At 70.5% G+C, this 24,175-nt stretch carries 25 protein-coding genes; 14 read left to right on the forward strand and 11 right to left on the reverse strand.

Annotated elements, in window-relative coordinates; all coding sequences use genetic code 11:
* Positions 1-116 precede the first annotated feature (116 nt).
* Entirely contained in the window at positions 117-1,127 is a 1,011-nt protein-coding gene (locus ACYVO6_RS38180; protein WP_461069560.1) for an alpha/beta fold hydrolase, read from the forward strand.
* Between the two features lie 3 nt (positions 1,128-1,130).
* Here ACYVO6_RS38180 and ACYVO6_RS38185 read toward each other — a convergent pair whose 3' ends face one another.
* Together ACYVO6_RS38185 and ACYVO6_RS38190 are read right to left on the reverse strand one after the other, a co-directional pair.
* A complete protein-coding gene (locus tag ACYVO6_RS38185) occupies positions 1,131-1,883 on the reverse strand; it encodes a YqjF family protein (RefSeq protein WP_461069562.1) in 753 nt (250 codons plus the stop codon).
* A 78-nt stretch (positions 1,884-1,961) separates the two neighbouring features.
* Positions 1,962-2,687, reverse strand: coding sequence for a DUF4142 domain-containing protein (locus ACYVO6_RS38190; protein ID WP_461069564.1), 726 nt, complete (start codon positions 2,685-2,687; stop codon positions 1,962-1,964).
* Between the two features lie 261 nt (positions 2,688-2,948).
* On the opposite strand from ACYVO6_RS38190, the gene ACYVO6_RS38195 reads away from it, so the two are divergent.
* Positions 2,949-4,610, forward strand: a complete 1,662-nt coding sequence (locus ACYVO6_RS38195) for an IS200/IS605 family accessory protein TnpB-related protein (RefSeq protein WP_461069566.1) — start codon at positions 2,949-2,951, stop codon at positions 4,608-4,610.
* A gap of 197 nt (positions 4,611-4,807) precedes the next feature.
* Entirely contained in the window at positions 4,808-5,437 is a 630-nt protein-coding gene (locus ACYVO6_RS38200; RefSeq protein ID WP_461069568.1) for an NADPH-dependent F420 reductase, read from the forward strand.
* A 451-nt stretch (positions 5,438-5,888) separates the two neighbouring features.
* Here the strand turns inward: ACYVO6_RS38200 and ACYVO6_RS38205 are convergent, their stop codons facing one another.
* Entirely contained in the window at positions 5,889-9,011 is a 3,123-nt protein-coding gene (locus ACYVO6_RS38205) for an FAD-binding and (Fe-S)-binding domain-containing protein (protein WP_461069570.1), read from the reverse strand.
* Between the two features lie 174 nt (positions 9,012-9,185).
* Here ACYVO6_RS38205 and ACYVO6_RS38210 point away from each other — a divergent pair, with 174 nt between their 5' ends.
* The 3 genes from ACYVO6_RS38210 (at position 9,186) to ACYVO6_RS38220 (ending at position 11,343) form a co-directional block, all read left to right on the forward strand.
* Entirely contained in the window at positions 9,186-10,307 is a 1,122-nt protein-coding gene (locus tag ACYVO6_RS38210) for a baeRF2 domain-containing protein (protein WP_461069572.1), read from the forward strand.
* A gap of 134 nt (positions 10,308-10,441) precedes the next feature.
* Positions 10,442-11,113, forward strand: a complete 672-nt coding sequence (locus ACYVO6_RS38215) for a dienelactone hydrolase family protein (RefSeq protein ID WP_461069841.1) — start codon at positions 10,442-10,444, stop codon at positions 11,111-11,113.
* Positions 11,114-11,148: 35 nt separating this feature from the next.
* Positions 11,149-11,343 (forward strand): 50S ribosomal protein L11 methyltransferase, encoded by a 195-nt coding sequence (locus tag ACYVO6_RS38220; RefSeq protein ID WP_461069574.1) that lies wholly within the window; start codon positions 11,149-11,151, stop codon positions 11,341-11,343.
* Positions 11,344-11,458: 115 nt separating this feature from the next.
* On the opposite strand, the gene ACYVO6_RS38225 is transcribed toward ACYVO6_RS38220, so the two are convergent.
* On the reverse strand, positions 11,459-12,025 hold the full coding sequence (locus ACYVO6_RS38225) for a rhodanese-like domain-containing protein (protein ID WP_461069576.1): 567 nt from the start codon (positions 12,023-12,025) through the stop codon (positions 11,459-11,461).
* Positions 12,026-12,113: 88 nt separating this feature from the next.
* Between ACYVO6_RS38225 and ACYVO6_RS38230 the strand changes: the two genes are divergently transcribed.
* The gene (locus ACYVO6_RS38230) at positions 12,114-12,395 is read left to right on the forward strand and encodes a metal-sensitive transcriptional regulator (protein ID WP_461069578.1); all 282 of its coding nucleotides are present in this window, start codon (positions 12,114-12,116) and stop codon (positions 12,393-12,395) included.
* Positions 12,396-12,476: 81 nt separating this feature from the next.
* Here the strand turns inward: ACYVO6_RS38230 and ACYVO6_RS38235 are convergent, their stop codons facing one another.
* Positions 12,477-13,229, reverse strand: coding sequence for a sulfite exporter TauE/SafE family protein (locus ACYVO6_RS38235; protein WP_461069580.1), 753 nt, complete (start codon positions 13,227-13,229; stop codon positions 12,477-12,479).
* Positions 13,230-13,407: 178 nt separating this feature from the next.
* Complete coding sequence (locus tag ACYVO6_RS38240; RefSeq protein ID WP_461069582.1) at positions 13,408-14,763, reverse strand: MBL fold metallo-hydrolase; 1,356 nt, start codon at positions 14,761-14,763, stop codon at positions 13,408-13,410.
* A 210-nt stretch (positions 14,764-14,973) separates the two neighbouring features.
* Here ACYVO6_RS38240 and ACYVO6_RS38245 point away from each other — a divergent pair, with 210 nt between their 5' ends.
* Together ACYVO6_RS38245 and ACYVO6_RS38250 are read left to right on the forward strand one after the other, a co-directional pair.
* A complete protein-coding gene (locus ACYVO6_RS38245) occupies positions 14,974-15,366 on the forward strand; it encodes a PPOX class F420-dependent oxidoreductase (protein WP_461069584.1) in 393 nt (130 codons plus the stop codon).
* A 49-nt stretch (positions 15,367-15,415) separates the two neighbouring features.
* The gene (locus tag ACYVO6_RS38250) at positions 15,416-15,850 is read left to right on the forward strand and encodes a VOC family protein (protein ID WP_461069586.1); all 435 of its coding nucleotides are present in this window, start codon (positions 15,416-15,418) and stop codon (positions 15,848-15,850) included.
* Between the two features lie 23 nt (positions 15,851-15,873).
* Here ACYVO6_RS38250 and ACYVO6_RS38255 read toward each other — a convergent pair whose 3' ends face one another.
* Complete coding sequence (locus tag ACYVO6_RS38255) at positions 15,874-16,878, reverse strand: zinc-binding alcohol dehydrogenase family protein (protein ID WP_461069843.1); 1,005 nt, start codon at positions 16,876-16,878, stop codon at positions 15,874-15,876.
* 189 nt (positions 16,879-17,067) lie between these two features.
* On the opposite strand from ACYVO6_RS38255, the gene ACYVO6_RS38260 reads away from it, so the two are divergent.
* The 3 genes from ACYVO6_RS38260 to ACYVO6_RS38270 all read left to right on the forward strand — a co-directional run bounded on the left by ACYVO6_RS38260 (position 17,068) and on the right by ACYVO6_RS38270 (position 19,971).
* Entirely contained in the window at positions 17,068-17,832 is a 765-nt protein-coding gene (locus tag ACYVO6_RS38260; protein ID WP_461069588.1) for a peptidoglycan-binding domain-containing protein, read from the forward strand.
* Positions 17,833-18,110: 278 nt separating this feature from the next.
* Entirely contained in the window at positions 18,111-19,091 is a 981-nt protein-coding gene (locus ACYVO6_RS38265) for a pectate lyase family protein (RefSeq protein ID WP_461069590.1), read from the forward strand.
* A gap of 97 nt (positions 19,092-19,188) precedes the next feature.
* Positions 19,189-19,971, forward strand: a complete 783-nt coding sequence (locus tag ACYVO6_RS38270; protein ID WP_461069592.1) for a pectate lyase — start codon at positions 19,189-19,191, stop codon at positions 19,969-19,971.
* Between the two features lie 131 nt (positions 19,972-20,102).
* On the opposite strand, the gene ACYVO6_RS38275 is transcribed toward ACYVO6_RS38270, so the two are convergent.
* The 4 genes from ACYVO6_RS38275 to ACYVO6_RS38290 all read right to left on the reverse strand — a co-directional run bounded on the left by ACYVO6_RS38275 (position 20,103) and on the right by ACYVO6_RS38290 (position 22,681).
* Positions 20,103-20,912, reverse strand: coding sequence for an SAM-dependent methyltransferase (locus ACYVO6_RS38275; RefSeq protein ID WP_461069594.1), 810 nt, complete (start codon positions 20,910-20,912; stop codon positions 20,103-20,105).
* A 34-nt stretch (positions 20,913-20,946) separates the two neighbouring features.
* On the reverse strand, positions 20,947-21,462 hold the full coding sequence (locus ACYVO6_RS38280; RefSeq protein WP_461069596.1) for a hypothetical protein: 516 nt from the start codon (positions 21,460-21,462) through the stop codon (positions 20,947-20,949).
* A gap of 149 nt (positions 21,463-21,611) precedes the next feature.
* Positions 21,612-21,857: a DUF397 domain-containing protein gene (locus ACYVO6_RS38285; RefSeq protein ID WP_461069598.1), complete on the reverse strand. Its 246-nt coding sequence runs from the start codon at positions 21,855-21,857 to the stop codon at positions 21,612-21,614.
* Positions 21,854-22,681 carry a helix-turn-helix domain-containing protein gene (locus ACYVO6_RS38290; protein WP_461069845.1) on the reverse strand — a complete coding sequence of 276 codons (828 nt, stop codon included), beginning with the start codon at positions 22,679-22,681 and terminating at the stop codon, positions 21,854-21,856. Before ACYVO6_RS38290 ends, ACYVO6_RS38285 begins: the two co-directional genes overlap by 4 nt.
* A gap of 298 nt (positions 22,682-22,979) precedes the next feature.
* Here ACYVO6_RS38290 and ACYVO6_RS38295 point away from each other — a divergent pair, with 298 nt between their 5' ends.
* Positions 22,980-23,564 (forward strand): ATP-binding protein, encoded by a 585-nt coding sequence (locus tag ACYVO6_RS38295; RefSeq protein WP_461069600.1) that lies wholly within the window; start codon positions 22,980-22,982, stop codon positions 23,562-23,564.
* Entirely contained in the window at positions 23,561-24,163 is a 603-nt protein-coding gene (locus ACYVO6_RS38300; RefSeq protein WP_461069602.1) for a DUF6624 domain-containing protein, read from the forward strand. The genes ACYVO6_RS38295 and ACYVO6_RS38300 overlap by 4 nt, the downstream gene beginning before the upstream one ends.
* Positions 24,164-24,175 lie beyond the last annotated feature (12 nt).

Raw genomic sequence — 24,175 nt, forward strand, 5'->3', positions numbered from 1 at the left:
CGCTGAAGAGGCGGTGAGTAGGGCGTGTTATTGCCGGAACAGCAACTTCGGTCGCGCCGTCGCAACCGCGCCTACGACGATCGAGATCAGTGGATTCCCGACCCCGAGGAGGACGTATGTCGCAGGTGTCCGAGATCGCGGACCCGTACACACCGGCGGACGCGCGGCATCGGCTGGTGGACGTCCCCGGTGGCCGTATTCACCTGGTCGAGCAGGGGAGAGGCCCGCTGGTCCTCCTGGTCCACGGCTTCCCCGAGTCCTGGTACTCCTGGCGTCACCAACTTCCCACGCTCGCGGCGGCGGGCTACCGTGCCGTCGCCGTCGACGTACGCGGGTACGGGCGTTCCTCCAAGCCGCACGACGTGGCGGCGTACCGGATGACGGCACACGTCGAGGACAACGTCGCGGTCGTACGCGCCCTCGGCGAGGAGACCGCCGTGGTCGTGGGCCACGACTGGGGCTCGACCATCGCGGCCGACTCCGCCCTGCTCCGGCCGGACGTCTTCACCGCCGTGGGACTGCTCGGCGTCCCGTACGCACCACGGAACGCGATCCGGCCGACCGACGCCTTCGCCATGATCGGCGGGGACGAGGAGTTCTACGTCGGCTACTTCCAGGAGCCCGGCCGGGCGGAGGCGGAGATCGAGCCGGACGTACGGGGTTGGCTGGCGGGCTTCTACGCCACGCTGTCGGCCGACACGATGCCCACGTCAGGGGACGGCAGCGTCTTCTTCGTCCCCGAAGGCGGACAGCTCTCCGACCGGTTCGTGAAGGACCGGCCGTCCTGGCTCACCGACGCGGAACTCGACCACTACGCGGGCGAGTTCGAGCGCACCGGACTCACCGGAGCGCTCAATCGCTACCGCAACGTCGACCGGGACTGGGAGGACCTCGCCGAGTGGGACGGAGCCCCGATCACTCAGCCGTCCCTCTTCCTCGCCGGCGAAAAGGACGCCTCCCTCGCCTGGCTGGCCGACGCGGTCGAGGCCTTCCCGACGACGCTCCCCGGCCTGGTCTCCTCTCATGTCCTCGAGGACTGCGGCCACTGGGTGCAGCAGGAACGTCCCGGGGAAGTGGGCCGGCTCCTGGTCGCATGGCTGGGTTCACTCCGCCTCGCTGTTCGATGATCATTACGGAGTCGGGATGCCCGCCGGGCGGGACGGGCGGCCGAGGAGGACCGGGACGCCGGGGGAGTACAGGACGCTGACCGGGGGGTCGCTCGGGGCGGGAAGGCCTGCCGCGGTGATGAGGCTTTCCTCGCAGGTGAGCAGTTCGGCGCGGTGGAGGGGCCAGCGCGGGTGATCGTTCGGGAGATACGCGGCCCCGCCGAAGAAGGCGTTGTGCATGCCCCAGCGGGCGGTGAGGAAGTGCTCCAACTCGGTGGGTTCCTCGATGCGTTCACCAGTCCGTACGGTGATCCGGCTGTACGCGCCGCGCGGGCCGGGCCAGCGGCGGGAGCTGGTGTACGTGACGGTGTCGCCGGTGGAGCGGACGGTCATCCGGGACCACAGATATGGCAGCCGGAAGCCGATGCGGCCCATCGCCACCGGGATCAGCCGGGAGGCGTCCATCGAGCGGAAGACGACACCGCGGCGCCCATGCGCGTCCACCGAGTACAGGCGCACATTGGTCTCCGGGAAGGTCCCGAGATACGGCACCCCGGGCAGACGCAGCCAGCCGACCCGGTGCATCCGGAAGGCGACGAGCCCGATGTACGTCACTCCGTCATGCGTGTCGGGAACGGTTCCTCTCGGCAACAGCCCCGCCACGACGTCCGGTTCGACGGCCCAGTGGATGAAGGCGAGGTCGAGCCATTGCTGGGTGAGGAGGGGAGTGCGTATCGGGGTGGGGGCGTCGGGGGTGACGGGGCTCGGTTGCGGCACGAGGCCAGGATGGCAGAGAGGCCGGCGAGGGCGGGCACGTCTGTTCAGTGCCCGTCTCAGTGCCCGCTGCGCTTCGTCTCAGTGCTCGTCCGTGGAACGCCGCTGTGCGACGGCCATGCGCCAACCGATGATCATGAGCACACCACCGCTACCGAGTGCGGCGGCGCCCAGGATGGCCTCCCGGTTGTCGGCGGCGGCCGACTGACTGCTGGTATCCGCGTCGGCAGCCGAGTGGGCGCCGGAATCCGCGTGCATGGCTGCGGGAGCCGACTCCGACTCCGTACGGCAGGTGTCTGCGCGCATCATTCGCAGATGCCTGGCCACCACTGGGCGGGCGGCCCGTGCCGCGGCCCTGACCTCGGGGTTCGAGCCCGAGTCCAGCTGCCGGTCGATGAGCGCCAGGGTCGTCTTGTGCGCAGCCCGCCGGGAGTTGAGCCAGGCCTCGTCGTACTCGGCGGTGCCGGCCCTGGCCTTGACCGTGGCGAGTTCCTGCAGCTGGGCGGCGGTGAGCATGCCGGGCAGGGGGACGCCCAGCTTGTCGGCCAGGGCCCTGCCGTGCTCGTCCAGCCGGGCGTGGTCGGTCGTCAGGGTCGCGCCCGCCTTCTTCACGCAGTCGGTGGTGGCGTGGCGCCGGGCGTCCCAGCCGGCGGCGATCTCGGCGAGGTTGCCCTGGTGTGCCGCGCGCAGGAAGTAACGGTCGGGCCTGGGGAGTTCGGGCCGTTCGTCGGCGATCGCGGGCGCGGCGGACGTCCCGGACAGGGCGAGGAAGGTGAGGGCCACGGGAGCCCAGCGCTTCACGTGCATGGTGCATCCGTTCGTCTCGTCTGTATGGGGTCAGGAACTGCTGTTGGTGTACTGAGCGGCAGTGTCTTTTGGCGAGCATTAGTGAGTGCCGGGGCCTGATGTGGCGGTCCAGTGGTCCGCCGAAACTGGGGAACTGCCATGGAGTGTGTTTCTGGACCCCGATTCCCGGGGAACGCGGGTTCTTGGGTCGAATGGGTGACCTTTGCGGGTGGTGCTCGTTGACTGCCGTGACGGGATCTTCGACCGGGTGGGGGTGAACGGGTGGGCGGGCTGCGGGAGTTGGCGGCGTCGTTCGTGGTGCCCGGCTCCGCAGGGGTGGCCATCCGGGACCGGCTGCGGGTGAGCGAGACGGATGCGGCGGTGCTGCGTGAGGTCGGGGTGTTCCTCGGTTCGCTGGCCTGTAGTGATCTGGCGGAGCGGTCCCGGCAGGGGCTGGGGCACGATGCCGCCACGTGGGCGGTGCGCAAGCGGGAGTTGACGGGCAGGTCGTCGGCGCGCTGGGCAGGCAGCATCACCAAGGCCACCCACGACCAGTGGGCGCTGGCCCGGCGTGGCCAGGTGGCCCATCTGACCTGGCTGCGCGGGCAGATCGCCTCGATCGAGGCGCGGCTGGCCCGCCCGCTGGGCGCCAAGGCGGACAAGCGGGCAGGTCTGGTGCGCGGCTATGGCTCGCGTGCCGAGTGGCATGCCAAGTCCCGCCGCCTGCACGCCCTCGAGCACCGGCTGGCGGTGGTGGAGGCGGACTGGGAGGCGGGCCGGGTGCACGTGGTGCGCGGCGGCAAGCGCCTCTCCCTCGCCCGCCACCACCTTCAGGAGGCCGGGCTGAGCGAGCAGCAGTGGCGGGAGCGGTGGCAGGCGCAGCGGATGTTCCTGGCCGCGGACGGGGAGTCCGGTAGACGCTTCGGCAATGAGACCATCCGCGTCACCGACACCGGACACATCTTCATCAAGCTCCCGGCTGAGTTGGCGCACCTGGCTAACGCGCCGCACGGCCGGTACCTGCTGGACGCGACCGTGCGCTTCCGGCACCGGGGCGAGGAGTGGCGCGACCGGATCACCGCCAACCGGGCGGTGGCCTACCGCATCCACCACGACACGGCGCGCGGCCGCTGGTATGTCACCGCGTCCTGGCAGCGCGCCGCCGCCCCGGTCCTGCCGCTGGAGGCGGCGCTGGCCCGGGGGGTGGTCGGGGTGGACATGAACGACGACCACCTGGCCGCCTGGCACCTGGACGGGCACGGCAACCCGGTCGGCGAGCCGCGGCGCTTCTTCTGCGACCTCTCGGGCAGCACAGCGCACCGGGATGCGCAGATCCGGCACGCGCTGACCCGGCTGCTGCACTACACCCGCCGGTGCGGGGCCGCCGCGATCGCCCTCGAGGATCTCGACTTCGCGGCGGAGAAGGGCCGGGAGCAGCACGGCCGCAACAAACGCTTCCGCCGCCTGCTCTCCCGCTTCCCCACCGCCAGACTCAAGGCCCGGCTGGTTGCGATGGCCGCCGAGCAGGACGTGGCCGTCGTCGCGGTCGACCCGGCCTACACCAGCAAGTGGGGTGCCCAGCACTGGCAGCAGCCGCTGACCACCCCACGACGCAAGATTTCCCGGCACGATGCGGCCAGCATCGCGGTCGGGCGACGCGCCCTCGGGCACCCGGTCCGGCTGGGGGCACCTCCCAGCGGTAGCTGGGGGAGGACGGCACCGCCCCCGCAGCACCGGAGTGGTGCTGCGGGGCATCGGACCGTCCAGGCCGGACCGGAGACCCGAAGGCGTGAGGAACCCCGCCCCCACCTGCCCGGACCGCGCATCGGATGCGCGCCGCCCGGTGGTGGAGCGAAAGCGGGCGACCAGGGTGCCCAACACCGTTCGGGGCACCCGGCTGAGCACGGGTTCTGGCACCAGGACTCACTCCCACTCAGTCTTTAGGAACGGTTGTGTGGTGCGCCCACAAGGGGCTGATGCTGACCATTCACGCGCAAGGTGACTGATTCGTCACTTTGGGTGGTGCAAACGGGCGTGCGGCCTTTCTCGGCGGTCGTTTCGTCAGCGCCTATCCGGAAACTCCGTCTGGAGATCGCGGGAGATTCCAGCGCCCGCCCGCAGACACCGGCAGGGGAAACACCATGCGCATCGGGATCATCGGAGCCGGTCGCGTCGGCTCCACACTCGCCAGGAGGCTGGCCGGCATCGGCCACGAGGTGGCCATCGCCAACTCGCGTGGCCCCGAGACACTGAAGGACCTGGTCGCGCAGATCAGCGGCCCGATCAGGGCCGTCACGGCTCAGGAGGCCGCCCGGTTCGGGCAGCTGGTCGTCGTCGCGATCCCCTACGGGCGGATCAACGAGCTGCCGATCGCGGAGCTGCGCGACAAGGTCGTCGTCGACGCCTGCAACTACTTCCCGGAACGGGACGGCCACGACCCCGAGCTGGACGAGGACAGGACCACTTCCAGCGAGAAGCTACGGGCCCTCACCGGCGCCGACCTCGTCAAGGCCTTCAACGCCATCCACTGGCAGAACCTGCGCGACCGCGGCCGCCCCAAGGGCGACCCCGCACGGCTCGCCATCCCCTTGTCCGGCGACGACGAGGAGGCCAAGGCAGTGGTCGCCGGCCTGATCCGCGGCCTCGGCTTCGACCCAGTGGACGCCGGCTACCTGGGCCGAGGCGGCCGCAGGCACCAGCCCGGCACCACCGCCTTCACCGCCGAACTGTCCGCCGCCGAACTGGACGCCTTGGTACACGCCGCCGTCTGACGGCGGTGCGGCTGGTGTGGGGGTTTCTTTCCCCAGCCCCGCCCCTTCCCGAAACTGGGGCTGCGCCCCCAGGCCCCCAAGGGGGTGGGGTGACACGCCGTGTCGCGGGTGCGGGTGCGTCGTGGCTGGTCGCGCAGTTCCCCGCGCCCCTGACGGGGCGCGACCGGAACCGCCAACCATCATGCTCACTAGCCACGACGAACCCCGCAGCCTCCCCCCGGCGGGAGGGGCCGTGGGCCGGTGCGTCGTATGCCCGTCGCGTAGGTTCGGTCTCGGAGAACCAGGACCCTGTACCAACACCGGGCCGTATGCCCGGCCTGCGACGGGCTGACGCACCGGCCCACGGCCCCGACCCACCACGCACCTAAGGGGCGCGGGGAACGGCGCGAGCAACCACAACCAACCCGCACCCAACAACAAACCCAACCGCCGGAGGCAACCCGCGCCCCTCTCACCGCCGCCGCACCCACCGAGCCAGCCCCATGGCCGCACCCGCGGCCGCGAGCCCCGTGGCGCCGAGTGCGGTACCGGCGGCCACGCGGCCGGGAGGAGCCGGGCGGGCGCCCGGGGCGTCGGCGTAGGCGGTGCCCGGCGCGTCCGGCAGGCCGGAGGCGAGCAGCTCCGCCAGGTGGACTCCCTCGTGGCCGGTACTGCCGAGCTCGTGGATCTGGGTGCGGCAGCTGAAGCCGTCAGCCAGGACCACCGTCCGCGCGGGAGCCTCGCGCAGCCGCGGCAGCAGAACGCGCTCCGCGCACGCCTGGCTGACGTCCAAGTGGCCCCGTTCGAAGCCGAAGTTACCGGCCAGCCCGCAGCAGCCGGACTCCAGGTGCTCGACGTCAACTCCCGCCCGGCGCAGCAACTCCGCGTCGGCATCCCAGCCCAGAACCGCATGCTGGTGGCAGTGCACCTGGGCCAACGCTTTCGCCTGGCGTTCCGGCACTTGCGCGGGGGCGTACCCGGGACTGTGCTCGGTGAGCAGCTCGGCGAGGGTCACCGTCTGCCGGCGCAACCTGCGTACGTCGCGGTCGCCGGGGAACAGCTCGCCGGCATCGGACCGGAAGACCGCCGTACAACTCGGCTCCAGGCCGACCACAAGACCGCCGCCGTGGAGGTGTTCGGCCAGGTGGCGCACGGTCCGGGTCAGTACGCGCTTGGCGGTGCCGAGCTGACCGGTGGAGATCCAGGTCAGCCCGCAGCACAGCGGCTCCGCGGGCAGGACGACCCGCCAGCCCGCGTCCTCCATCACCCGTACCGCGGCCTGCCCGATGCGCGGGTGGAAGAAGTTGGTGAAAGTGTCCGGCCACAGCACGACGGTGCCGCGCGCCCTGTCGCCCTGCGGCTCGTGGCGAGCGTGAGCGAACCACTGTTGCAGAGTCTCGTCGGCGAACAGCGGGATCTCGCGCTTCTCGACCCCCGCGACGGCGACGGCAGCCCGCGACACCAGGGGCGCGTGCGTGAGCGCGTTGACGGCCGGCCCGAGCCGCAGTCGCCCGACGGCCTGGGCCGCGGCCGGCAACCAGCCCATCGACAGATCGGAGCGCGGCCGACGCCACGGCCGCCCGGCGTAGTGATGGGCCAGGAACTCCGCCTTGTACGTGGCCATGTCCACGTCCGCCGGACAGTCGGACTTGCAGCCCTTGCAGGCCAGACACAGATCGAGGGCGTCCCGTACCGCCTCCGATCGCCACCCGTCCCGTACCGCACTGTCCCCGTGACTGTCCAACATCTCGAACAGCAGCCGGGCCCGCCCCCGCGTGGAGTGCTCCTCCTCCCGCGTGACCTGGTACGACGGGCACATCACCGCGCCACCCTTGTTCGTCAGCTGTCGGCACTTGCCCACACCGACGCACCGGTTGGCCGCCTCCGCGAAGGACCCACCGTCGTCCGGATAGTGGAAGTACAGATCCTGCGGGTCGTACGGAGCCCAGTCGGCGCCCAGCCGCAGATTCTCGTCCAGCCGGTACGGCGCCACGACCTTGCCGGGATTCATCCGGTCGTCCGGATCGAACACCGCCTTGAGCCGCCCGAACGCTTCGACCAGCCCGTCGCCGAACATCCGCGGCAACAGCTCACCGCGGCTCTGCCCGTCACCGTGCTCCCCGGAGAACGACCCGCCGAACTCCGCGACCAGGTCGGCAGCCCGCTCCATGAACTTGCGGTACGCCGCCACCCCGTCGGCGTTGTAAAGGTCGAACGGGATGCGGGTGTGCACGCAGCCATGACCGAAGTGCCCGTAAAGACTGGGCCCGGTGTCGCTCTGGTACCCGAACTCCTCGAACAGCCCGCGCAGCCGCCGCAGATACTCGCCGAGCCGCTCGGGCGGCACCGCCGAGTCCTCCCAGCCTTCGAAGGTGTCGGGCCGGTGCGGGACGTGTGCGGTGGCACCGAGACCGGCCTCACGGACCTGCCACAGCTCCTCCTCGCGCGCCGGGTCGTCCAGGAAGGCCACCTCCGCGTCGTGCTCGCTCTCGTGGAGCGCGCTCAGCATCCGGTGCGCCCGTTCGTCGGACTCCTCGATCGTCTCCCCGCCGAACTGCACCATCAAGAAGGCACGTCCCGCGGGCAGTTCGGCGATCGCCTGCGGGTTGAGGTGCTTGAGCTGCTCGTCGCGGATCAGCCGTGAGTCGACGCCCTCCAGCGCCATCGGCCGGTGCGGCAGGATCTCCGGCACGGCGTCAGCGGCCTTGTCGACGCTCGGGAATCCGAGCACGACCAGCGTCCGCTCCTTCGTCACCGGCACGAGTTCCAGCTCGGCGCGCAACACGGTGGCCAGCGTCGACTCGCTGCCCACGAGCAGCCCCGCGACATCGAAGCCGTGCTCGGGCAGCAGCGAGTCGAGGTTGTAGCCCGACACCCGGCGCGGGATGTCGGGGAAGCGGCGGCGGATCTCGTCCGCGTACGTATCGCGCAGCGCCCGCAACCGCCGGTACAGAGTGGCCTGCAGGTCGCCGCGCCGCTCGATCTCCGCGTACTCCTCCTCACTGGTCTCTCCGCACCAGAAACGGGTGCCGTCGTAGAGCAGCACCTCCAGGCGTGCGATGTTGTCGACGACTTTGCCGTGCTGCTGCGCGGTGGCGCCGCACGCGTTGTTGCCGATCATGCCGCCGATGGTGCAGTTCGCGTGGGTGGCGGGCTCCGGGCCGAAGCGCAGGCCGGTCGCGGCGAGCTGCCGGTTCAGCTCGTCCAGCACGATGCCCGGTTGTACGACACAGGTGCGGGCGTCGGTGTCCACGGACTCGAGGACGTTGCAGTACTTCGACCAGTCCAGCACCACCGCCGTGTTGGTGCACTGGCCCGCCAGGCTGGTGCCGCCGCCCCGCGACAGCACCGGAGCGCCGTGTTCCCGGGCCACCGCCACCGCTTCGGCTCCCGCCTCGGGCGTACGCGGCACGACGACACCGATCGGCGTCTGCCGGAAGTTCGAGGCGTCGGTGGCGTACGCGGCCCGGCTGCCCGCGTCGAACCGCACCTCGCCGTCGACCCGCTCGCGTAACGCGGCCTCCAGCGCGGCCGGGTCGATCCGCGGCGCAGGTGCCCTGCTGATGACGGGATCGGGCAGGCTCTGCACGCCCATGAATCCTCCTCCTGGCATCGGCTGCCGGATCGCCGGCCATGTCGTACGGGCCCGCCGAGTACCCAGCAGCCGCCCGCGCATGGCGGAAAGCCTGAGCGGGTACACGGAAGACCCATACGCGACCCGGTTCCGCGCCCCTCACCCCCGCACGGCCGAACCGCTCAGGGAGCCACCGTGAAGCTCTCGTTCCTGGACCCGCTCTACTCCCGGCCCGGCCCGTGGGCCAGCGCCTACCTCGACACCTCACGGGACATCGACGAACCCGACAAGGCGATCGATCTGCGGTGGCGCCATCTGCGGGACACGCTGCGCGACCAGGGGACGGACGCGGCCACCGTCTCCGTCCTTGACGCGGCGGTGGGCACCGGCCGTGACTTGCCCGGCCGGCACGGGCAGGCCCTGTTCGCCGCGCACGGTCAACTCGTCCTGGTGGCGGACCTGCCCGACCCGCCCGTACGCGACACGGCCCGCTTCGGCGACCTGCCCGACACCCTGCCGCTGGCGGTGCAGCGCGCACCGGACATCCCGTACCTGACCGTCGCCCTCACCCGAGGCGTCTCCGAAGAGAAGGGTGAGTACGTCTCGGTCGTCGCCGAGAGCGGGCGATGGCCCGTCAGCCGGGTCGCGCCGGGGCCACGGCTCAGCCGTCTCGTGCCGGTCGAGGAGTGGCCGCGCACGGCGCCTCGTGTCGCTCAGGAACTGGCCGAACTCGCCGGCCGTCACCGGGTCGAGCTCGTCGTGCTCCGCCGGGACGAGGGCGACCCCTGGCTGTCGGGCGTCCTGGTCAACCGCCTGCCCATCCACCTCCAGAACCGCGTGACCGTCGTCGAGAGCAGCCGCGACACGGCGGCCGACACCGCCTCCGGCCCTCCCCTGACGGGTACGGAAGTGGCCCGCACGCTGGACGGCCGGCTGAGCGCACCGGATCGCCTCCAGCTGGACACCTTCCTCGCCCAACGCGCCAGGCATCGCCAGAAGTCCGAGGGCATCACCGCCGTCGTCACCGCTCTGCAACGCGGCCGGGCCCGAGCCGTCCTGCTCACCCGCTCCCCACACCTGCCCGAGCGGCTGTGGGTGGGCGCGGAGCCGTCCCATATCGCCCTGTCCGCCAAGGAGTTGGAGGCGTACGGGGTGACGTCCGTGCGTGCGGAGCAGGCCGACGCCGCCTTGCTGTACGCCACCGCCCGCACTGGAGCCGAGCTGATCGTGGTGGACCAGGACCGGGCCCGGCCGACCACCGACGGGGTGGGTGTGCTGCTGCGCTATCGCGAGCCGGGTGACCTGGCCGCGGATTGACATGCTCCTTGGCCGTACGGGCCGGATGTTCGCCGGGGCCACCATGGGTACGCGGTGGGGAGGAACCGGTCAAGAACCGGACAAGTCGAACGTCGAGCCGCGGGCCCTGCGGCCCGAGGAAGAAGATGATCCCGATGATCTCCCAGTTGGTTGCGGTGCCGGCCGACGAGGTGACGCTGGCCGGCGATCTCATACTCCCCACGCAGGCCAGGGCCGTGGTGCTGTTCGCGCACGGCAGCGGCAGCTCCCGGCACAGCCCGCGCAACCGGATGGTGGCAGCCGAGTTGCGTACGGCCGGGCTCGGCACCCTGCTCATGGATCTGCTCAGCGAGCGGGAGGACATCCAGGACGCCCTGACCGCCGAGCACCGCTTCGACATCCCGCTGCTGGGGCGACGCCTGGTGGCCGCGATCGACTGGCTGGACGGACAGCCCGAGGCGCGGGGGCTCCCGATCGCCCTGTTCGGCGCCAGTACGGGGGCGGCGGCAGCCCTGGTGGCCGCCGCCGAGCGGCCCGACCGCGTACTGACCGTCGTGTCGCGAGGCGGACGGCCCGATCTGGCGGGTGACGCCCTGCCACGCGTACGAGCATCCGTGCTGCTCATCGTCGGCGGTCAGGATCAGCAGGTGCTGCGGCTCAACGAAGAGGCGGCCAGCAGTTTGCGGGCTCCGCATTCCCTGCACGTGGTGCCGGGTGCCACCCATCTCTTCGAGGAGCCGGGCGCGCTGGAACAGGTCGCTCAGACCGCCAAGGAGTGGTGCGTCGAGCAGCTGCGGACCGCAGGGGAGGCCGAAGAGCAGCGGTAACGGTTTTCAAGGGCTCGGCCGAGGTGCCGTGCCCTGTGTTTCTGCTGCGACCTCCCGACGTCTACGCGCCTCGGGGCGACACCTGGCTGCTGGCGAGGGCCCTGCGGCTGGCGGCGATGCGGCCCGGTGCCGGGGTGCTGGACATCGGCACCGGGACCGGCGTGCTGGCCCTGGCCGCGGCGCGGGCGGGCGCGGCTCGGGGACGACGGGCTCACTCCCACGCGCGCTGACGGGCCGCGACGCTGGAGTCCATGGGGCACCTCGGAACAGCCGGCGCACGACTGGAGCGGTGTGAGTACCCGGCCCCGCAGTGCGTAACCGACGCCAGGCCCGCCGGAGGACGCCTCACTCGGTGAGAGTGGTGAGCGTGGCGTTCAGATCGGTGGCGCGAGGGCGGTTGTGGGGGAGTCTGGCGAGGACGCGGGCCATGCCGCAGGTGTCCGTGAGGGCGGAGAAGACCAGGCCGCCGGCGATGCCCGCGGACAGCAGGCGGGCGCGCGGCCAGTGCCGCCCGGCCGCCAGCCCGGCCAGGACGAGTGAACCGGCGGCCAGGCGGACCTGCCGTTCCATGGCCCAGACGGCGCGGGCGCCGGCGGGTCGGTGGATGTCGTGACCGAGCTGGGTCCAGGCGCTGGTGCCGCCGGTGAGGGTGGCCGCCGTGATGCCGTGCTCGGCGAGCCGTTCGCAGGCCCGGGCAGAGCGGGCACCGGAGGCGCACACGACGAGGAGGTCCCCGCGGTCGGCGGCGCTCCTGAGGGCGAACAGCGCCTGGTCGAGGTGGTCGAGGGGGATGTTGTGGGCGCCGGGCAGATGTCCGGAGGCGTACTCGCCGGGAGTGCGGACGTCGATGACGGTCAACTCGTGCAGGCGGGCGTGGGCCTGTTCCGGGGCGAGTACGGCGGTGGTGGTCACGTGGATCTTTCCTCTTCTTTTAAGGGGGCGGCCTGCGGGTAGGATACCCGTAGGGGTATGGAGAATGTGTGTATCGAAGGAGCGGCTCGTGGAACTGGCGATGGCGGCCGAGGAACTGAAGGCGGCGGTCAACCGACTGCGCAGAGCGCAGGGCCAGATCGCCGGTGTGGTCAGGATGATCGAGGAGGGCCGGGACTGCGAGGAGGTGATCACCCAGCTCGCGGCGGTCTCCCGGGCACTGGACAAAGCGGGCTTCGCGATCATCGCCACCGGTCTGCAGCACTGCCTGGCCGACTCGGACCTGGCCGTTGACGGTGACCGTGAGAAGATGCGCGCCCGTCTGGAGAAGCTCTTCCTGTCGCTCGCCTGATGGCTTGGCTGATCGCTCGCCCGAGTCCGAAGCGGTCAAGTCCGAAGCGGTCAGGGCGCTGCCGGGAGCGGCGAGGGCCGGTCATGCCAAGGCGTCCGCGAGCATGAGCGCGGCCACGGCCAGCAGCACCATCGCGAAGACGCGCTGCAACAGCGGGCCGGAAACCTTGCCCGCCAGGCGTTTGCCGTCCCAGGCGCCCAGCACCGCTCCCGCGGTGAACGGCGCGATCACCGCCCAGTCCAGAGCCGGGGCGGAGGCGCCGCGCAGGGTCAGGGAGGCCAGGGAGTTGGCCGTGATGACCAGCAGGCTGGTACCGACGGCGGCCTGCATCTCGAAGGCCAGCACGGTGACAAGCGCCGGAACCGCGAGGAAGCCCCCGCCGACCCCGAGCAGCCCGGTCAGCGCCCCCAGACCCGCCCCCGCCCCGGCAGCCCTGCCCGGCCGCACCCCTGCCACGTCCCGTACGACCGTGCCGTCGGCGGGCCGGAGCATCCGCAAGGCCGCGACGGCGGCGACGGCGCCGAAAGCGGCGGTCAGCAGCGGCTGTGGCAGACGGGCCGCGGCTGCCCCCGCCGCCGCGGCCGGGAGAAGCCCGGCCGAGGCGAACAACGCGCCCGCCTTCCACCGGACATGGCCGGCCCGGGCATGCGCGTACAGGGCGGTGGCGGAGGTGGCGGTGACGATGAGGAGCCCGGCGGTCGTTGCGGCAGCCGGTGAGAAGCCGAGCAGATAGATCAACGCGGGCACGGCCAGGACGCTGCCACCCCCGCCGAGCGCACCGAGCGCCAGTCCGACCGCTCCTCCGGCGACCAGGGCCAGGATCAGCGTGCTCACGCCGTGACACCGCCGCCCGCGCCGGTGACGGGCAGACCCGCGCAGGCCCAGGCGACCATGCCGCCGCATGGGGGTCCCCCCGCTTGTGGGAGTCCCCCCACTCGAGCGAAGCCGGGAGTGGGAGAGGAGTCGAGAGTGGGGGAGTGCGTGCCAGGCGTCGCGACGCCGCGGAGATCCATCAGCAGCCCCCCAGGGCGAGGCCCGCATCGGCGGCGGCCTCGAAACCGTCATCGACAGCCACCACCTCCCGCCCGGCGGCATCGAGCAGCGAGGCGGCGATCGCCGCACGCATCCCACCCGCGCAGTGCACCCAGACCACGCCAGGCGGCAACTCCCCGACACGGCCCGGCAGTTGATGGATCGGGATGTGCACTGAACCCTCGATGAAACCGCCCGCCCGTTCGGAGTCGCGCCGCACATCCAGGACCACCACGTCGTCGTGTACGCCGGCGAGGTCGGCGAAGCGGGCGCGCGGGAAGGAGGCGAGCCGCTCCCCGTCCCGTATCCACGCGGCGGGATCGCCGCTCGCGGCGGCGGCCGGGCGGTCGATGCCCACCCTGGCCAGCTCGCGCTGCGCGTCGGCGATCCGCTCGGCGGTGTCGGCGAGCAGCGTGACGGGCTTGCCCCAGGGGATCAGCCAGGCCAGGTAGGTGGCGAGTTTGCCCTCGCCCTCGAAGTTGAACGATCCGGCGACATGGCCCTCCGCGAACGCAACGCGGCTGCGCAGGTCCACCACCCACTCCCCGGCCGCCAGCCGGGAGGCGATCTCCTCGGCGTCCGCGGGCCGCGGCGGGGTGAGGTCGACCGGCGCAGGTCCGGCGGCGTTGACCGGGCCCATGTGCGCGTAGTACGCGGGTATGTCGTCCAGTCCCGCGAGCAGCTGAGCGACGAAGGTGTCCACATCCTTCGTCAGCGCGTCGTTGCTCTTGCGCTCCGCGCCGATCGTGGTCGCGTCCCCCTCGGCCTGCGCACTGGAGCAGAAGCTGCCGAAACCATGCGTGGGCAGCACCGCGACTTCGTCGTCCAGCTCGTCCGCCAGACGATGCGCCGAGGCGTGCTGTGCGCGGGCCAGCCGCTCGGTCAGCCGCGGCTCGACGAGATCCGGCCGGCCCACCGTGCCGATCAGCAGCGAGCCACCGGTGAACGCCGCCACCGGCCGGCCGTCCTCCTCCAGTACGTACGAGGTGTGGTGCGGGGTGTGACCGGGGGTGGCCACGGCGCGCAGCACCAGGCCGTCGTCCACGGTGACCGTGTCGCCATCGGCGACAGGAGTACGGGCGAAGGACACGGACGCCCCGTCCGGCACCAGGTAACGGGCGCCGCTGACACCGGCCAGTTCCAGACCGCCGCTCACGTAGTCGTTGTGCACGTGGGTCTCCGCCACGTAGGCGATCCGCACCCCGCGCCGGGCGGCAGCGGTGATGACCTGATCGATGTCGCGGGGCGGATCCACCACCACGGCGGCTCGGGGGCCTCCGGCCAGGTAACTGCGGTTGCCCAGCCCCTCGAATTCCAGGGTGTCGACGAAGAACACGGCTACGACTCCTCACAGGACGGTATTACCCCGGGGGGTATCTGGCCCTCACCGTAACAGAAATACCCAGGGAGGTATTCAGTCGAGGTGAAGAGACCCCGCCCGCGGCTTTGTACACAGCTGAGCGAGTACCCGAGGGCCGGAGAGGAATCAGTCCGCCACTCAGCCGCGCTGCCGCTGGAGGTCACCCTTGCGGCCTAGACTCCCGGCGTGGAGAAGACTGCGCTGGAGCGGCTCGGTGCCGCCAAGTACCTGCTGATCACGAGCTATCGGAAGAACGGTACGGCGGTCGCGACCCCCGTATGGGTCGTGCGCGACGGCGAGGCGCTCGGTGCCTGGTCGGCCGCGGACGCCTGGAAGGTCAAGCGGATCCGCAACCGCGCCGACGTCCTCGTGGGGCCGTGCGACGCGCGCGGCAACCCGACCGGCGAACAGGTGCCCGCCACCGCCGAGATCTGCGGCCAGGACGTCACCGCTCGCTACCGCGCGCTCATCGCCCGCAAGTACGGCATCGTCGGCCGGCTCGTCCTGTTCGGCAGCCGACTGCGGCGCGGGAAGACGGGGACGGTGGGGATACGGATCTCCCTGGCGCCGACCGAGTGAGCCCGACTGTTGCGTTGTCGTCCCTTCCGACGGCCTTTAATGTCCTGGCATGGAACAGCGCATCAGTCTGGTCACGCTGGGAGTCTCCGATGTGGCGCGCTCCCGGACCTTCTACGAAGCCCTCGGCTGGCGAGGGCAGGAAGTCGAAGAGACCGTCTTCTTCCAGGCGGGCGGTCTGGCCCTGGTCCTGTGGGGCCGCGAGAAGCTCGCGGCGGACTGCGGGCTGACGGACGGGGCCGCAGCCGGCTTCGGCGGGATCGCCCTGGCGCACAACGTACGCTCCGACGCCGAAGTCGACGATCTCCTCACCGCCGCGGAACGAGCCGGGGCAACCATCACCAAGCCCGCCGCCACCAATGCCATCGGCTTCTACTCCGGCGCCTTCACCGACCCGGACGGCCACGCCTGGGAGATCGCACACAACCCCGGCTTCCCCCTCGCCGAGGACGGCTCGCTCACCCTCCCCGACTTCGGCACGTCCTAGCGACTGCTGACCGAGCGTCCCCATCAGCTGTCGTTGACCAGCACCGCCGCCCCATCGAAGCGGCCCGACTTCAGGTCCTTCAGGGCCTGTTGGGCCCGCGACAGCGGGTACGTGTGGGTGGTGGCGCGCACGCCGAAGCGGGCCACCAGGCTCAGGAACTCCCTGCCGTCCTCACGGGTGTTGGAGGTGACGCTGCGTACCTCCTTCTCGTAGAAGAGCTCCCGCTCGTAGTCGAGCGGCGGGACCTCGCTGAGGTGGATTCCCGCGATCGAGAGGATGCCGCCGCGGTCGAGGGCCCGTAGCGCGACGGGGACCAGCGAGCCGACCGGGGCGAACAGGATCGCGCTGTCCAGCGGCTCGGGCAGCGGATCGTACGCACCGGCCGCCGAGGCCGCGCCCAGGGAGAGAGCCAGGCGCTGGGCGGCCACATCGCGCGTGCGTACGTGGACGGTGGCACCCTGTGCGATCGCCACCTGCGCGCACAGGTGGGCGCTGCCGCCGAAGCCGTACAGGCCGAGGCGCCCGCCGGGAGGCGGCGCGGCGCGGCGCAGCGCGCGGTAGCCGATGATGCCCGCGCACATCAGCGGGGCCAGGGCGACGTCGTCGAGGTCGCCGGGCAGCGGGTAGGCGAAAGCGGCCGGCACGGTGGTGTACTCCGCGTAGCCGCCGTCGGCGTCCCAGCCGGTGTAGACCGAGTCCGGGCACAGATTCTCGTTCCCCCGCGCGCAGTACCCGCAACTGCCGTCGGTACGGCGCAGCCAGGCCACCCCGACCCGGTCCCCGACCGCGTACCCGGTCACGGCCTCACCCATCCCCGCCACCCGCCCCACGACCTCGTGCCCGGGCGTCACCCGCGGCCGGTGCACCGGCAGATCGCCCTCGCTGACATGCAGATCAGTACGGCAGACCCCACAGGCGCTCACCTGGACGAGCAGTTCATCGGGCCCCGGCACAGGAACCGGCTTCTCGACGAACCGCAAAGGCTCCCGCTCGATCGGCCCCGGCTCGGCCACCACCCAGGCATGCATCGTCGTCATGTCGACATGTTCCCGCCGACGGAGCCACTCGGCGCCCTGACGGGAGTTGGTGGCTCTCGTCGCACGGGCGCCTCGTACGACGGTGACGGCCGCTGCCGTGGAGGCGGGGTTTCCGTCACGTTGAACTCCCGGGCGCGGTGACGCGTATCAATCTCCAGTACGACCGGTAGGGAGAGCAGCGTGTCGACACCGTACGACCCCGAACCGCAGCCGAGCCGCCCGGCGCTCGAGCCCACCAACGTCCTGCGGCGCCGCCCACCCGGGGCCCTGTCGGAACTCGTGCGGCTGGTCGACGCTGTGGAGCGCGAACGGCGGGACGAGGAGTACGAAGCCGTCGCGGTATCGGCGGCCGAGACCACCCCGCCTCCTTGGACGGCCGAAGCCACCCCGCCTCCCTCGACCGCCGAAGCCACCCCGCCTGCCTGGACGCCCGGAGCGAACGCGCTTCCCTGGACGGCCGAGGACGACACCCAGGAACTGCCGCCCGTCGCGGACGAGGGACGCCCGGGCCCGCTCGAACCTCCGGCGGCGTACCGACGTACGCCATGGTTGCGTCGCGCGGCGCTCGCCGTCGCCGCAGTGGCGATCGCCCTGGCGGGATTCGCCGCCGCGCTGCTGCTCACCTGGGACAGGGGTGCCGGTGAATCGCAGGCGAAGCCCCCCGCCGCCCCTTCCGCGTCCGCCGCCCCGCCGCCCGCGGCGGCCGACCCGGACGGCCCCGGCACCCTCCGCCAGGGCGACAGTGGCCCCGAGGTGAGCGAGCTCCAGGAACGGCTGCTGAAGATCCCGAACGTGTACCAGGACGGCACGACCAGCGGCGAGTACGACGCCACGCTCACCGAAGCCGTTGCGCGGTTCCAGCTCTGGTACGGCATCCGCGGCGACGAGACGGGCGTGTACGGCAATGACACCCGCCGCGACCTGGAATCCCGCACCGCTTCCTAGCACGCAATCTGTGAACGCTCCCAGATGACTGGAACACGTTCTGTGTGAACCGTTGACCAGAAAGCGCTTACCCTCTACGGTCCGTTCAGAACAGTGACCTGGTGTCAGGTATCTCGTATATGAGATAGCTGCGCCTTGGTTCGTACCACCTGCGGAACTGCACTCGCCAGAGCCCTATGCGCCTCGCATCGGGTACCTCGGTCTGCGCACAGCGATCAGATCAGTGAACTTCAGTCACATACAGGATCCTCGGGTTCTCCTGAAGGGACGCACCCCGCATGCGTACTCGTCCCCCGCTCACACGAGCACACAGATCCACCCTGGCCGTGGCAGCCGCGGCCACCCTCGCGACCGTCACCGTGCTCGTCCTTCCCCAGTCGGCCGGCGCCGCCGAGACCGCCCCCATCGGCTTCGGCGCCGGCACCACCGGTGGCGGCAACGCGACCGCGGTGACCGTGTCGAACCTGGCCGCCTTCAAGACGGCCGTCACGGGCGGATCGGCGAAGGTGGTCCGGGTCAACGGCCTGATCTCGCTGAGCGGTCAGGTCGACATCGGCTCCAACACCACGGTGCTGGGCGTCGGTTCGTCGTCCGGGTTCACCGGTGGTGGGCTGCGGATCAAGGAGGCGACCAACGTCGTCGTCCGGAACCTCAACATCAGCAAGCCGCTCAAGCCCTCGGACGGGATCACCGTCCAGGAGTCGACGAAGGTGTGGATCGACCACAATTCCTTCTCGGCGGACCGCGATCACGACAAGGACTACTACGACGGTCTGCTGGACATCAACCACGGCTCCGACCATGTGACGGTGTCCTGGAACACCTTCAAGGACCACTTCAAGGGCTCACTCGTCGGCCACAGCGACAACAACGCCTCCGAAGACACCGGCCACTTGAAGGTGACGTACCACCACAACCACTTCAGCAACGTCTTCTCGCGCATCCCCAGCCTGCGCTTCGGCACCGGTCACTTCTACAACAACTACGTGTCCGGAGCCGACACCGCCTGCCACTCGCGCATGGGCGCCCAGATGCTCGTCGAGAACAACGTCTTCCGCTCGACGAAGATCGCGGTCACCACGAACCGCAGCAGTGACGTCGACGGATACGCCAACCTGCGCGGCAACGACCTGGGTGGAGCCGCCACCGAGGTCTCGCAGGTCGGCAGCTTCACCAACCCGCCCTACAGCTACACCGCCGAGCCCGCCTCGTCCGTCGTCACCTCGGTGACGTCCGGCGCGGGCGCGGGGAAGCTCTGACGCTCCGCACCGCAACAACCCCGCATCACATCAACCCAGGCACCACATCAACCCAAGTATCACGTCAACCCCTCATCACGACAGAAGGAATCGGGACATGACTTCTGCGACACGACCGCGCGCCCACGGGCGCGCACTGACCGGCTCGCTGGCCGCATTCGGCTTAGCGGTTGGCATGATCATGACCAGCGGTGCCTCCCCGGCGAACGCCGCCACCTGGCCGACCCCCAACGGCAGCCAGGGGACCTCCTCCACCATCTCCGTGTCCGGCACCAAGGACTACGGCATGAAGCAGTTCTACGGCACCGGGGACCTGGCCGGCGACGGCCAGGAGGAGGGCCAGGACCCGATCTTCAAGCTCGCGGCCGGCGCGACGCTGAAGAACGTCATCATCGGCGCGCCCGGCGCCGACGGCATCCACTGCGAGGGCAACTGCACCTTGCAGAACGTGTGGTGGGCGGATGTCGGCGAGGACGCTGCGACCTTCCGTGGCGGCTCCACCTACAACGTGATCGGCGGTGGCGCCAAGAAGGCCGCCGACAAGGTCTTCCAGCACAACGGGCCCGGCACGGTGAACATCTCCAACTTCGCCGTCAGCGAGTTCAAGACGCTGTACCGCTCCTGCGGCGACTGCTCCACGCAGTACACGCGCAATGTCAACCTCAGCAACATCGAGGTGACCGGCACCGGATCCACCGCGCGCCTGGTCGGCATCAACGTCAACCGCAATGACGTGGCGACGCTGCGGGGCATCACGATCCTCAACGACGCCGGCCGCAAGGTCATCCCCTGCCAGAAGTACAACAACAACACCGCCGTGGGTACGGGCCCCGACAGCACGAACTGCAAGTACAGCACCTCGGACATCACCTACAGGTAATCCCCCTGGTGACAGCGGCCGTACGAAGCACCCCCGCACGGCGCTTCGTACGGCCGCCCCGGCATGCCGCAGAACCTGTTCCGGCTCAACCAGAACATCGAGCCGGCACCGCGTCCCTGATCAACAGTCGGCTACGGCTTACGAGCCACGCCCCCGTAGACGTCCGTGGGCTCGGGTGACGTCCCGGGCTCCGGGCGCCACAGGGGGCAGGACACGATGCCGGGCTCCAGCAGCTCGAGCCCCTCGTAGTACGCGGCGATCTGCTCGGGGCTGCGCAGCACGTACGGAATGGCGCCCGTGTCGTCGTAGCCCTGCTGTGCTTCCTGGAGCGCCGCGTCGGTGTCCGTGCTGTCGTAGTGCACGAAGTAGCTGCCCGACGGGAGGGCGGCCTGGAGGCGGCGGACGATCGACTTGGCCTCCTCGTAGTCCTGGATGTGGCCGAGGATGCCCATGAGCATCAGCGCGACGGGCTTGTTGAAGTCCAGGATCTCGCCCACCTGCGCGAGGATCTTCTCGGGCTCGTGCAGGTCCGCGTCGATGTAGTTGGTGACGCCCTCGGGGGTGCTGGTCAGCAGGGCCTGGGCGTGCCGGAGGACCAGCGGGTCGTTGTCCACGTACACGATGCGGGACTCGGGCGCCACGCGCTGGGCGACCTCGTGGGTGTTGTCGTACGAGGGCAGGCCCGTGCCGATGTCGAGGAACTGGCGGATGCCGAGTTCACCGGCCACGAAGGTCACCGTGCGGATCAGATAGTCACGGGAGGCGCGGGCCATCGTCTCGATGTTCGGCGCGGTCTCGCGGTAGGCGTCGCCCGCCACCCGGTCGACTTCGTAGTTGTCCTTGCCGCCCATCCAGTAGTTCCAGATACGGGCCGAATGCGGCACCGTGGTGTCGATCTTGGACAGGGGGTCCTGGTCGGGGGTGGACTGGGCTTCTGCCATCAGAATTCTCCTGCCGTGCGTCACGGGTCTGTACTCAACCTACCGTCAACTTCCCTGCGCAATGCCCCAGTTGAAAAGGGGACGACGAGGCAGACCCACGGATGGGAGGGCTGAGGCCGTCGACGTCCACAGTGACGACGGGGACGTGCTGGGCGAGGGTGCGGAAGGCCCGCTCGTACGCGCTGACCGCCTCGTCGCTTTCCGCGTCCCGGTTTTGAGGCGTCGTCAGATCCACGAGTGCGCCGTCGCGTTCGGCGACCGCCTCGGCGAAGTCGAGGGCCTGGATCCAGGTCACCCGGGAGTGTCCCCGGCGCAGCGGCCCGTAGACGAGTTCGTGGATGATGCTGCCGTCGACGGCCAACAGGCCCGGTGCGGCGAGGAGTTCACGGTACGGGCGGGTCGGGTCCACCTGCTGTAGCTGTCCCTGTGCGCGTCTGATGAGGAATCCGTGGCGGGTGAGTTCGGTGAGCAGGCCGCTCCTGCCGATGTCGTCAGGGCCTTCGAGGACCAGCGTTCGGCACTGCGCGATGGCCTGATGGAGCGTGTGCATACCACTCCCTCCGGACGACCGATTTCCTCAGTGTGGCCGGGCAACCCGCACGAGGGGAGTCCGCGTGCGGGTTTTCCGGTAGTGCGGACGTATCGGTGTGCGGTCCGAAGCGGACACGCGATGCGGTACGAGGCGACGGGTCCGAGGCCTCAGGCGATCAGGAAGTCAGCCTTGCCGGACTTCGCGCCCTCCAGGAACGTCAGCATCTCGTCCCGGGTGTAGATCAGCGCGGGACCCTCCGGGTCCGTGGACTGGCGGACGGCGACGCTGCCGTCGGGCAGCCGCTTGGCCTCGACGCAGCTCCCGCCGTTCGTACCGCTCCAGGGCTTGTGCCAGCCCTCGGTGCCCAGGTCGGTGGCCTGCATGCCGCTGTAGATGGGGCCCTTGGCATTCATTCTTCCAACTCCTTGCGCAGTTCACCCAGGATGGCCCTGGTCCTAGCGACCGGTTCCGCCTGCACGGACATCCGGTCCATTACCTCGAGATACGAGACGACGTCGGCGGGCTGATCGACATAGACCGCGCCGGCGAGGCTTTCGGTGTAGACGACGTCGGGAAGCTCGGAGAAACCGAAACGGAAGTAGTGGAACGGGCCGTATGCGCCGGGATGCGCTCCTGTGGCGAGGCTGATGATCTGGATCCGGACCTTCGGCAGGTCCAACGCCTCGTTCAGCCGGTCGATCTGAGCCCGCATCACCTCGCGTCCGCCCACCGGGCGGCGCAGCACCGACTCCTCCAGGATGGCCCAGATGGCGGGTGACTCCGGCTTGGCGAGCAGGTCCTGGCGCTTGAGGCGCAGCGTGACCCGGCGCTCTATGTCCTCCTTCGACTCGTTGGGAAACCCCACCCGCATCAGTGCGGTGGCGTAGTCGTGGGTCTGCAACAGGCCCGGGACGTAGTGGGGTTCGTAGAGACGGATGACGCTGGCTTCGCTCTCCAGGCTCACGTAGGCGCTGAACCACTCGGGCAGTACGTCGCGGTACTTGTACCACCAGCCGGGCTGGTTGGCCTCCCTGGCCAGGGCGAGGAAGTCGTCGATCTCCGCCGCCGGAACTCCGTAGGTGAGCAGCAACTCCTTTACGTACGGGATACGAAGACCGACCTCGGCCTTCTCGATCCGCCGGACCGTCAGAGGGGTCACCTCGATGGCCCGTGCCGCGTCCTCGAACGACACCCCGGCCTGTTCCCGCAGCTGCCTGAGCCGCTTGCCGAGAACCATCCGCAGGACCGTCGGCGCGTTGCCGCCAGAGCGGTTGTCGCTCACGTCCACCCTCCCGGAACGGCCGTCACAGCGAGCAGTGTGCCACGCCGGCGCAGACAGAGACAGGGTGATGCGGATAGTTCTGAAATTATCAGAACGCGTGTTGCGGGCTGCATGTACAGGCCGTCATAGTGATCGAGTGACCTGTCGCACAGTCAGCGGCGACGGCGGTCAACCGTGCTCGGTCGCACGGGAGTTGATCGCCCGGCAGGTACGGGGATGCCGCGCACCGTGATGCGAGACCGGGATGGCCATCGTGACCGACGGACAATCAAGGAGTCCGGCCCAGGGCCCCGCCGGGGCCGACAAGGTGCTGGCCGCCGCCCTGCAGGACGTCGGCTGTTCGTATGCGTCACTCGCGTTCCAGGTCGGTGAAGTGGGCCGCCGTCAGGGCATCGCCCGCACTGAGGTCGTCCCGGTCGTGGTCAGCGAACCGCCCGGCCTCCTGCGCACCGAAGTCCCCGCCCAGCCGTCCCGCGCCTCCGCCGTGCGGCGCGCCGTCGCCGCACACCTCACCTCCCTGCCACTGACGCCGGAGCAGCTCGACAACGCCGTCCTCGCGACGGGCGAGTTGTTCGCCAACGCCGTCAGACACGGGAGTTCCGATTCTGGCGACACCATCACCGTCACCGTCGAGCGCACCGGCGACGACGTACGCGTGACGGTCGCCGACCACTCGCCGGCCATGCCGCGGCCCTGCGCGGCGGACGTGGCCGAGGAGTCCGGACGCGGACTCACCCTCGTGGCCGCACTGTCCGACGACTGGGGCATCGCACTGCCCGCCCCCGGCAGCACGGGCAAGAGCGTGTGGTTCACGCTGACGCTTCGGGAGCCCTCATGAACGGCATCGGTGCTTCAAGGCACTTGACCCAGGACGCGCCCCCCGAGGAACTCCCGGACGTGGCGCACGACGCACCCCGGGACACCGGCACAGCGGTGCTTCCCGCGCTGGCCTCCGCCCTCGCCCGCGAACTCGTCCGCAGGGCCGAGGAGGAACAACTGCTCATGCGGCAGGCGCAGCGCAACCGCACGCCGGGCCTGCGACGCCGCATCCTCGACTGCCGCAAGGACAACGCCGAGGCGCTCAAGGCGATCGTCCGCCGGCACGCCTGGCCGACCGCCGACCTGGTGGGCGCGCAGGCGTCGACGGCGGCCCTGATGATCCTGCTGCACGCCCCGGAACTCGACTTCCAGCTCAGCTGCCGCGACCTGATCGCCCAGGCCACGGCGGACGGCCGCTGCCCCGCCCTGCACCACGCCTACATCGCCGACCACTGCGCCGTCGAACTGGGCCAGCCGCAGTACTACGGCACGCGCATCGACCCGTCGACGTTCCGCCCGTACCCGACCCGCTGCCCCGACACCCTCGACGAACGCCGCCGCGACGTCGGTCTGGCCCCGCTGGAGGAACAGATGCGGATGCTGCGTCACGGAGGGTGAGGCGGTCGGCGG

The sequence above is a fragment of the Streptomyces pseudoechinosporeus genome, from assembly GCF_054783935.1.

What these genes read in the sequence shown, in the direction of transcription:
- ACYVO6_RS38180 (WP_461069560.1), top strand. Translation starts at nt 117, where the DNA reads ATGTCGCAGGTGTCCGAGATCGCGGACCCGTACACACCGGCGGACGCG.
- ACYVO6_RS38190 (WP_461069564.1), bottom strand. Translation starts at nt 2,687, where the DNA reads ATGCACGTGAAGCGCTGGGCTCCCGTGGCCCTCACCTTCCTCGCCCTG.
- ACYVO6_RS38200 (WP_461069568.1), top strand. Translation starts at nt 4,808, where the DNA reads ATGCGCATCGGGATCATCGGAGCCGGTCGCGTCGGCTCCACACTCGCC.
- ACYVO6_RS38205 (WP_461069570.1), bottom strand. Translation starts at nt 9,011, where the DNA reads ATGGGCGTGCAGAGCCTGCCCGATCCCGTCATCAGCAGGGCACCTGCG.
- ACYVO6_RS38215 (WP_461069841.1), top strand. Translation starts at nt 10,442, where the DNA reads ATGATCTCCCAGTTGGTTGCGGTGCCGGCCGACGAGGTGACGCTGGCC.
- ACYVO6_RS38250 (WP_461069586.1), top strand. Translation starts at nt 15,416, where the DNA reads ATGGAACAGCGCATCAGTCTGGTCACGCTGGGAGTCTCCGATGTGGCG.
- ACYVO6_RS38255 (WP_461069843.1), bottom strand. Translation starts at nt 16,878, where the DNA reads ATGCATGCCTGGGTGGTGGCCGAGCCGGGGCCGATCGAGCGGGAGCCT.
- ACYVO6_RS38265 (WP_461069590.1), top strand. Translation starts at nt 18,111, where the DNA reads ATGCGTACTCGTCCCCCGCTCACACGAGCACACAGATCCACCCTGGCC.
- ACYVO6_RS38270 (WP_461069592.1), top strand. Translation starts at nt 19,189, where the DNA reads ATGACTTCTGCGACACGACCGCGCGCCCACGGGCGCGCACTGACCGGC.
- ACYVO6_RS38275 (WP_461069594.1), bottom strand. Translation starts at nt 20,912, where the DNA reads ATGGCAGAAGCCCAGTCCACCCCCGACCAGGACCCCCTGTCCAAGATC.
- ACYVO6_RS38280 (WP_461069596.1), bottom strand. Translation starts at nt 21,462, where the DNA reads ATGCACACGCTCCATCAGGCCATCGCGCAGTGCCGAACGCTGGTCCTC.
- ACYVO6_RS38285 (WP_461069598.1), bottom strand. Translation starts at nt 21,857, where the DNA reads ATGAATGCCAAGGGCCCCATCTACAGCGGCATGCAGGCCACCGACCTG.
- ACYVO6_RS38290 (WP_461069845.1), bottom strand. Translation starts at nt 22,681, where the DNA reads ATGGTTCTCGGCAAGCGGCTCAGGCAGCTGCGGGAACAGGCCGGGGTG.
- ACYVO6_RS38300 (WP_461069602.1), top strand. Translation starts at nt 23,561, where the DNA reads ATGAACGGCATCGGTGCTTCAAGGCACTTGACCCAGGACGCGCCCCCC.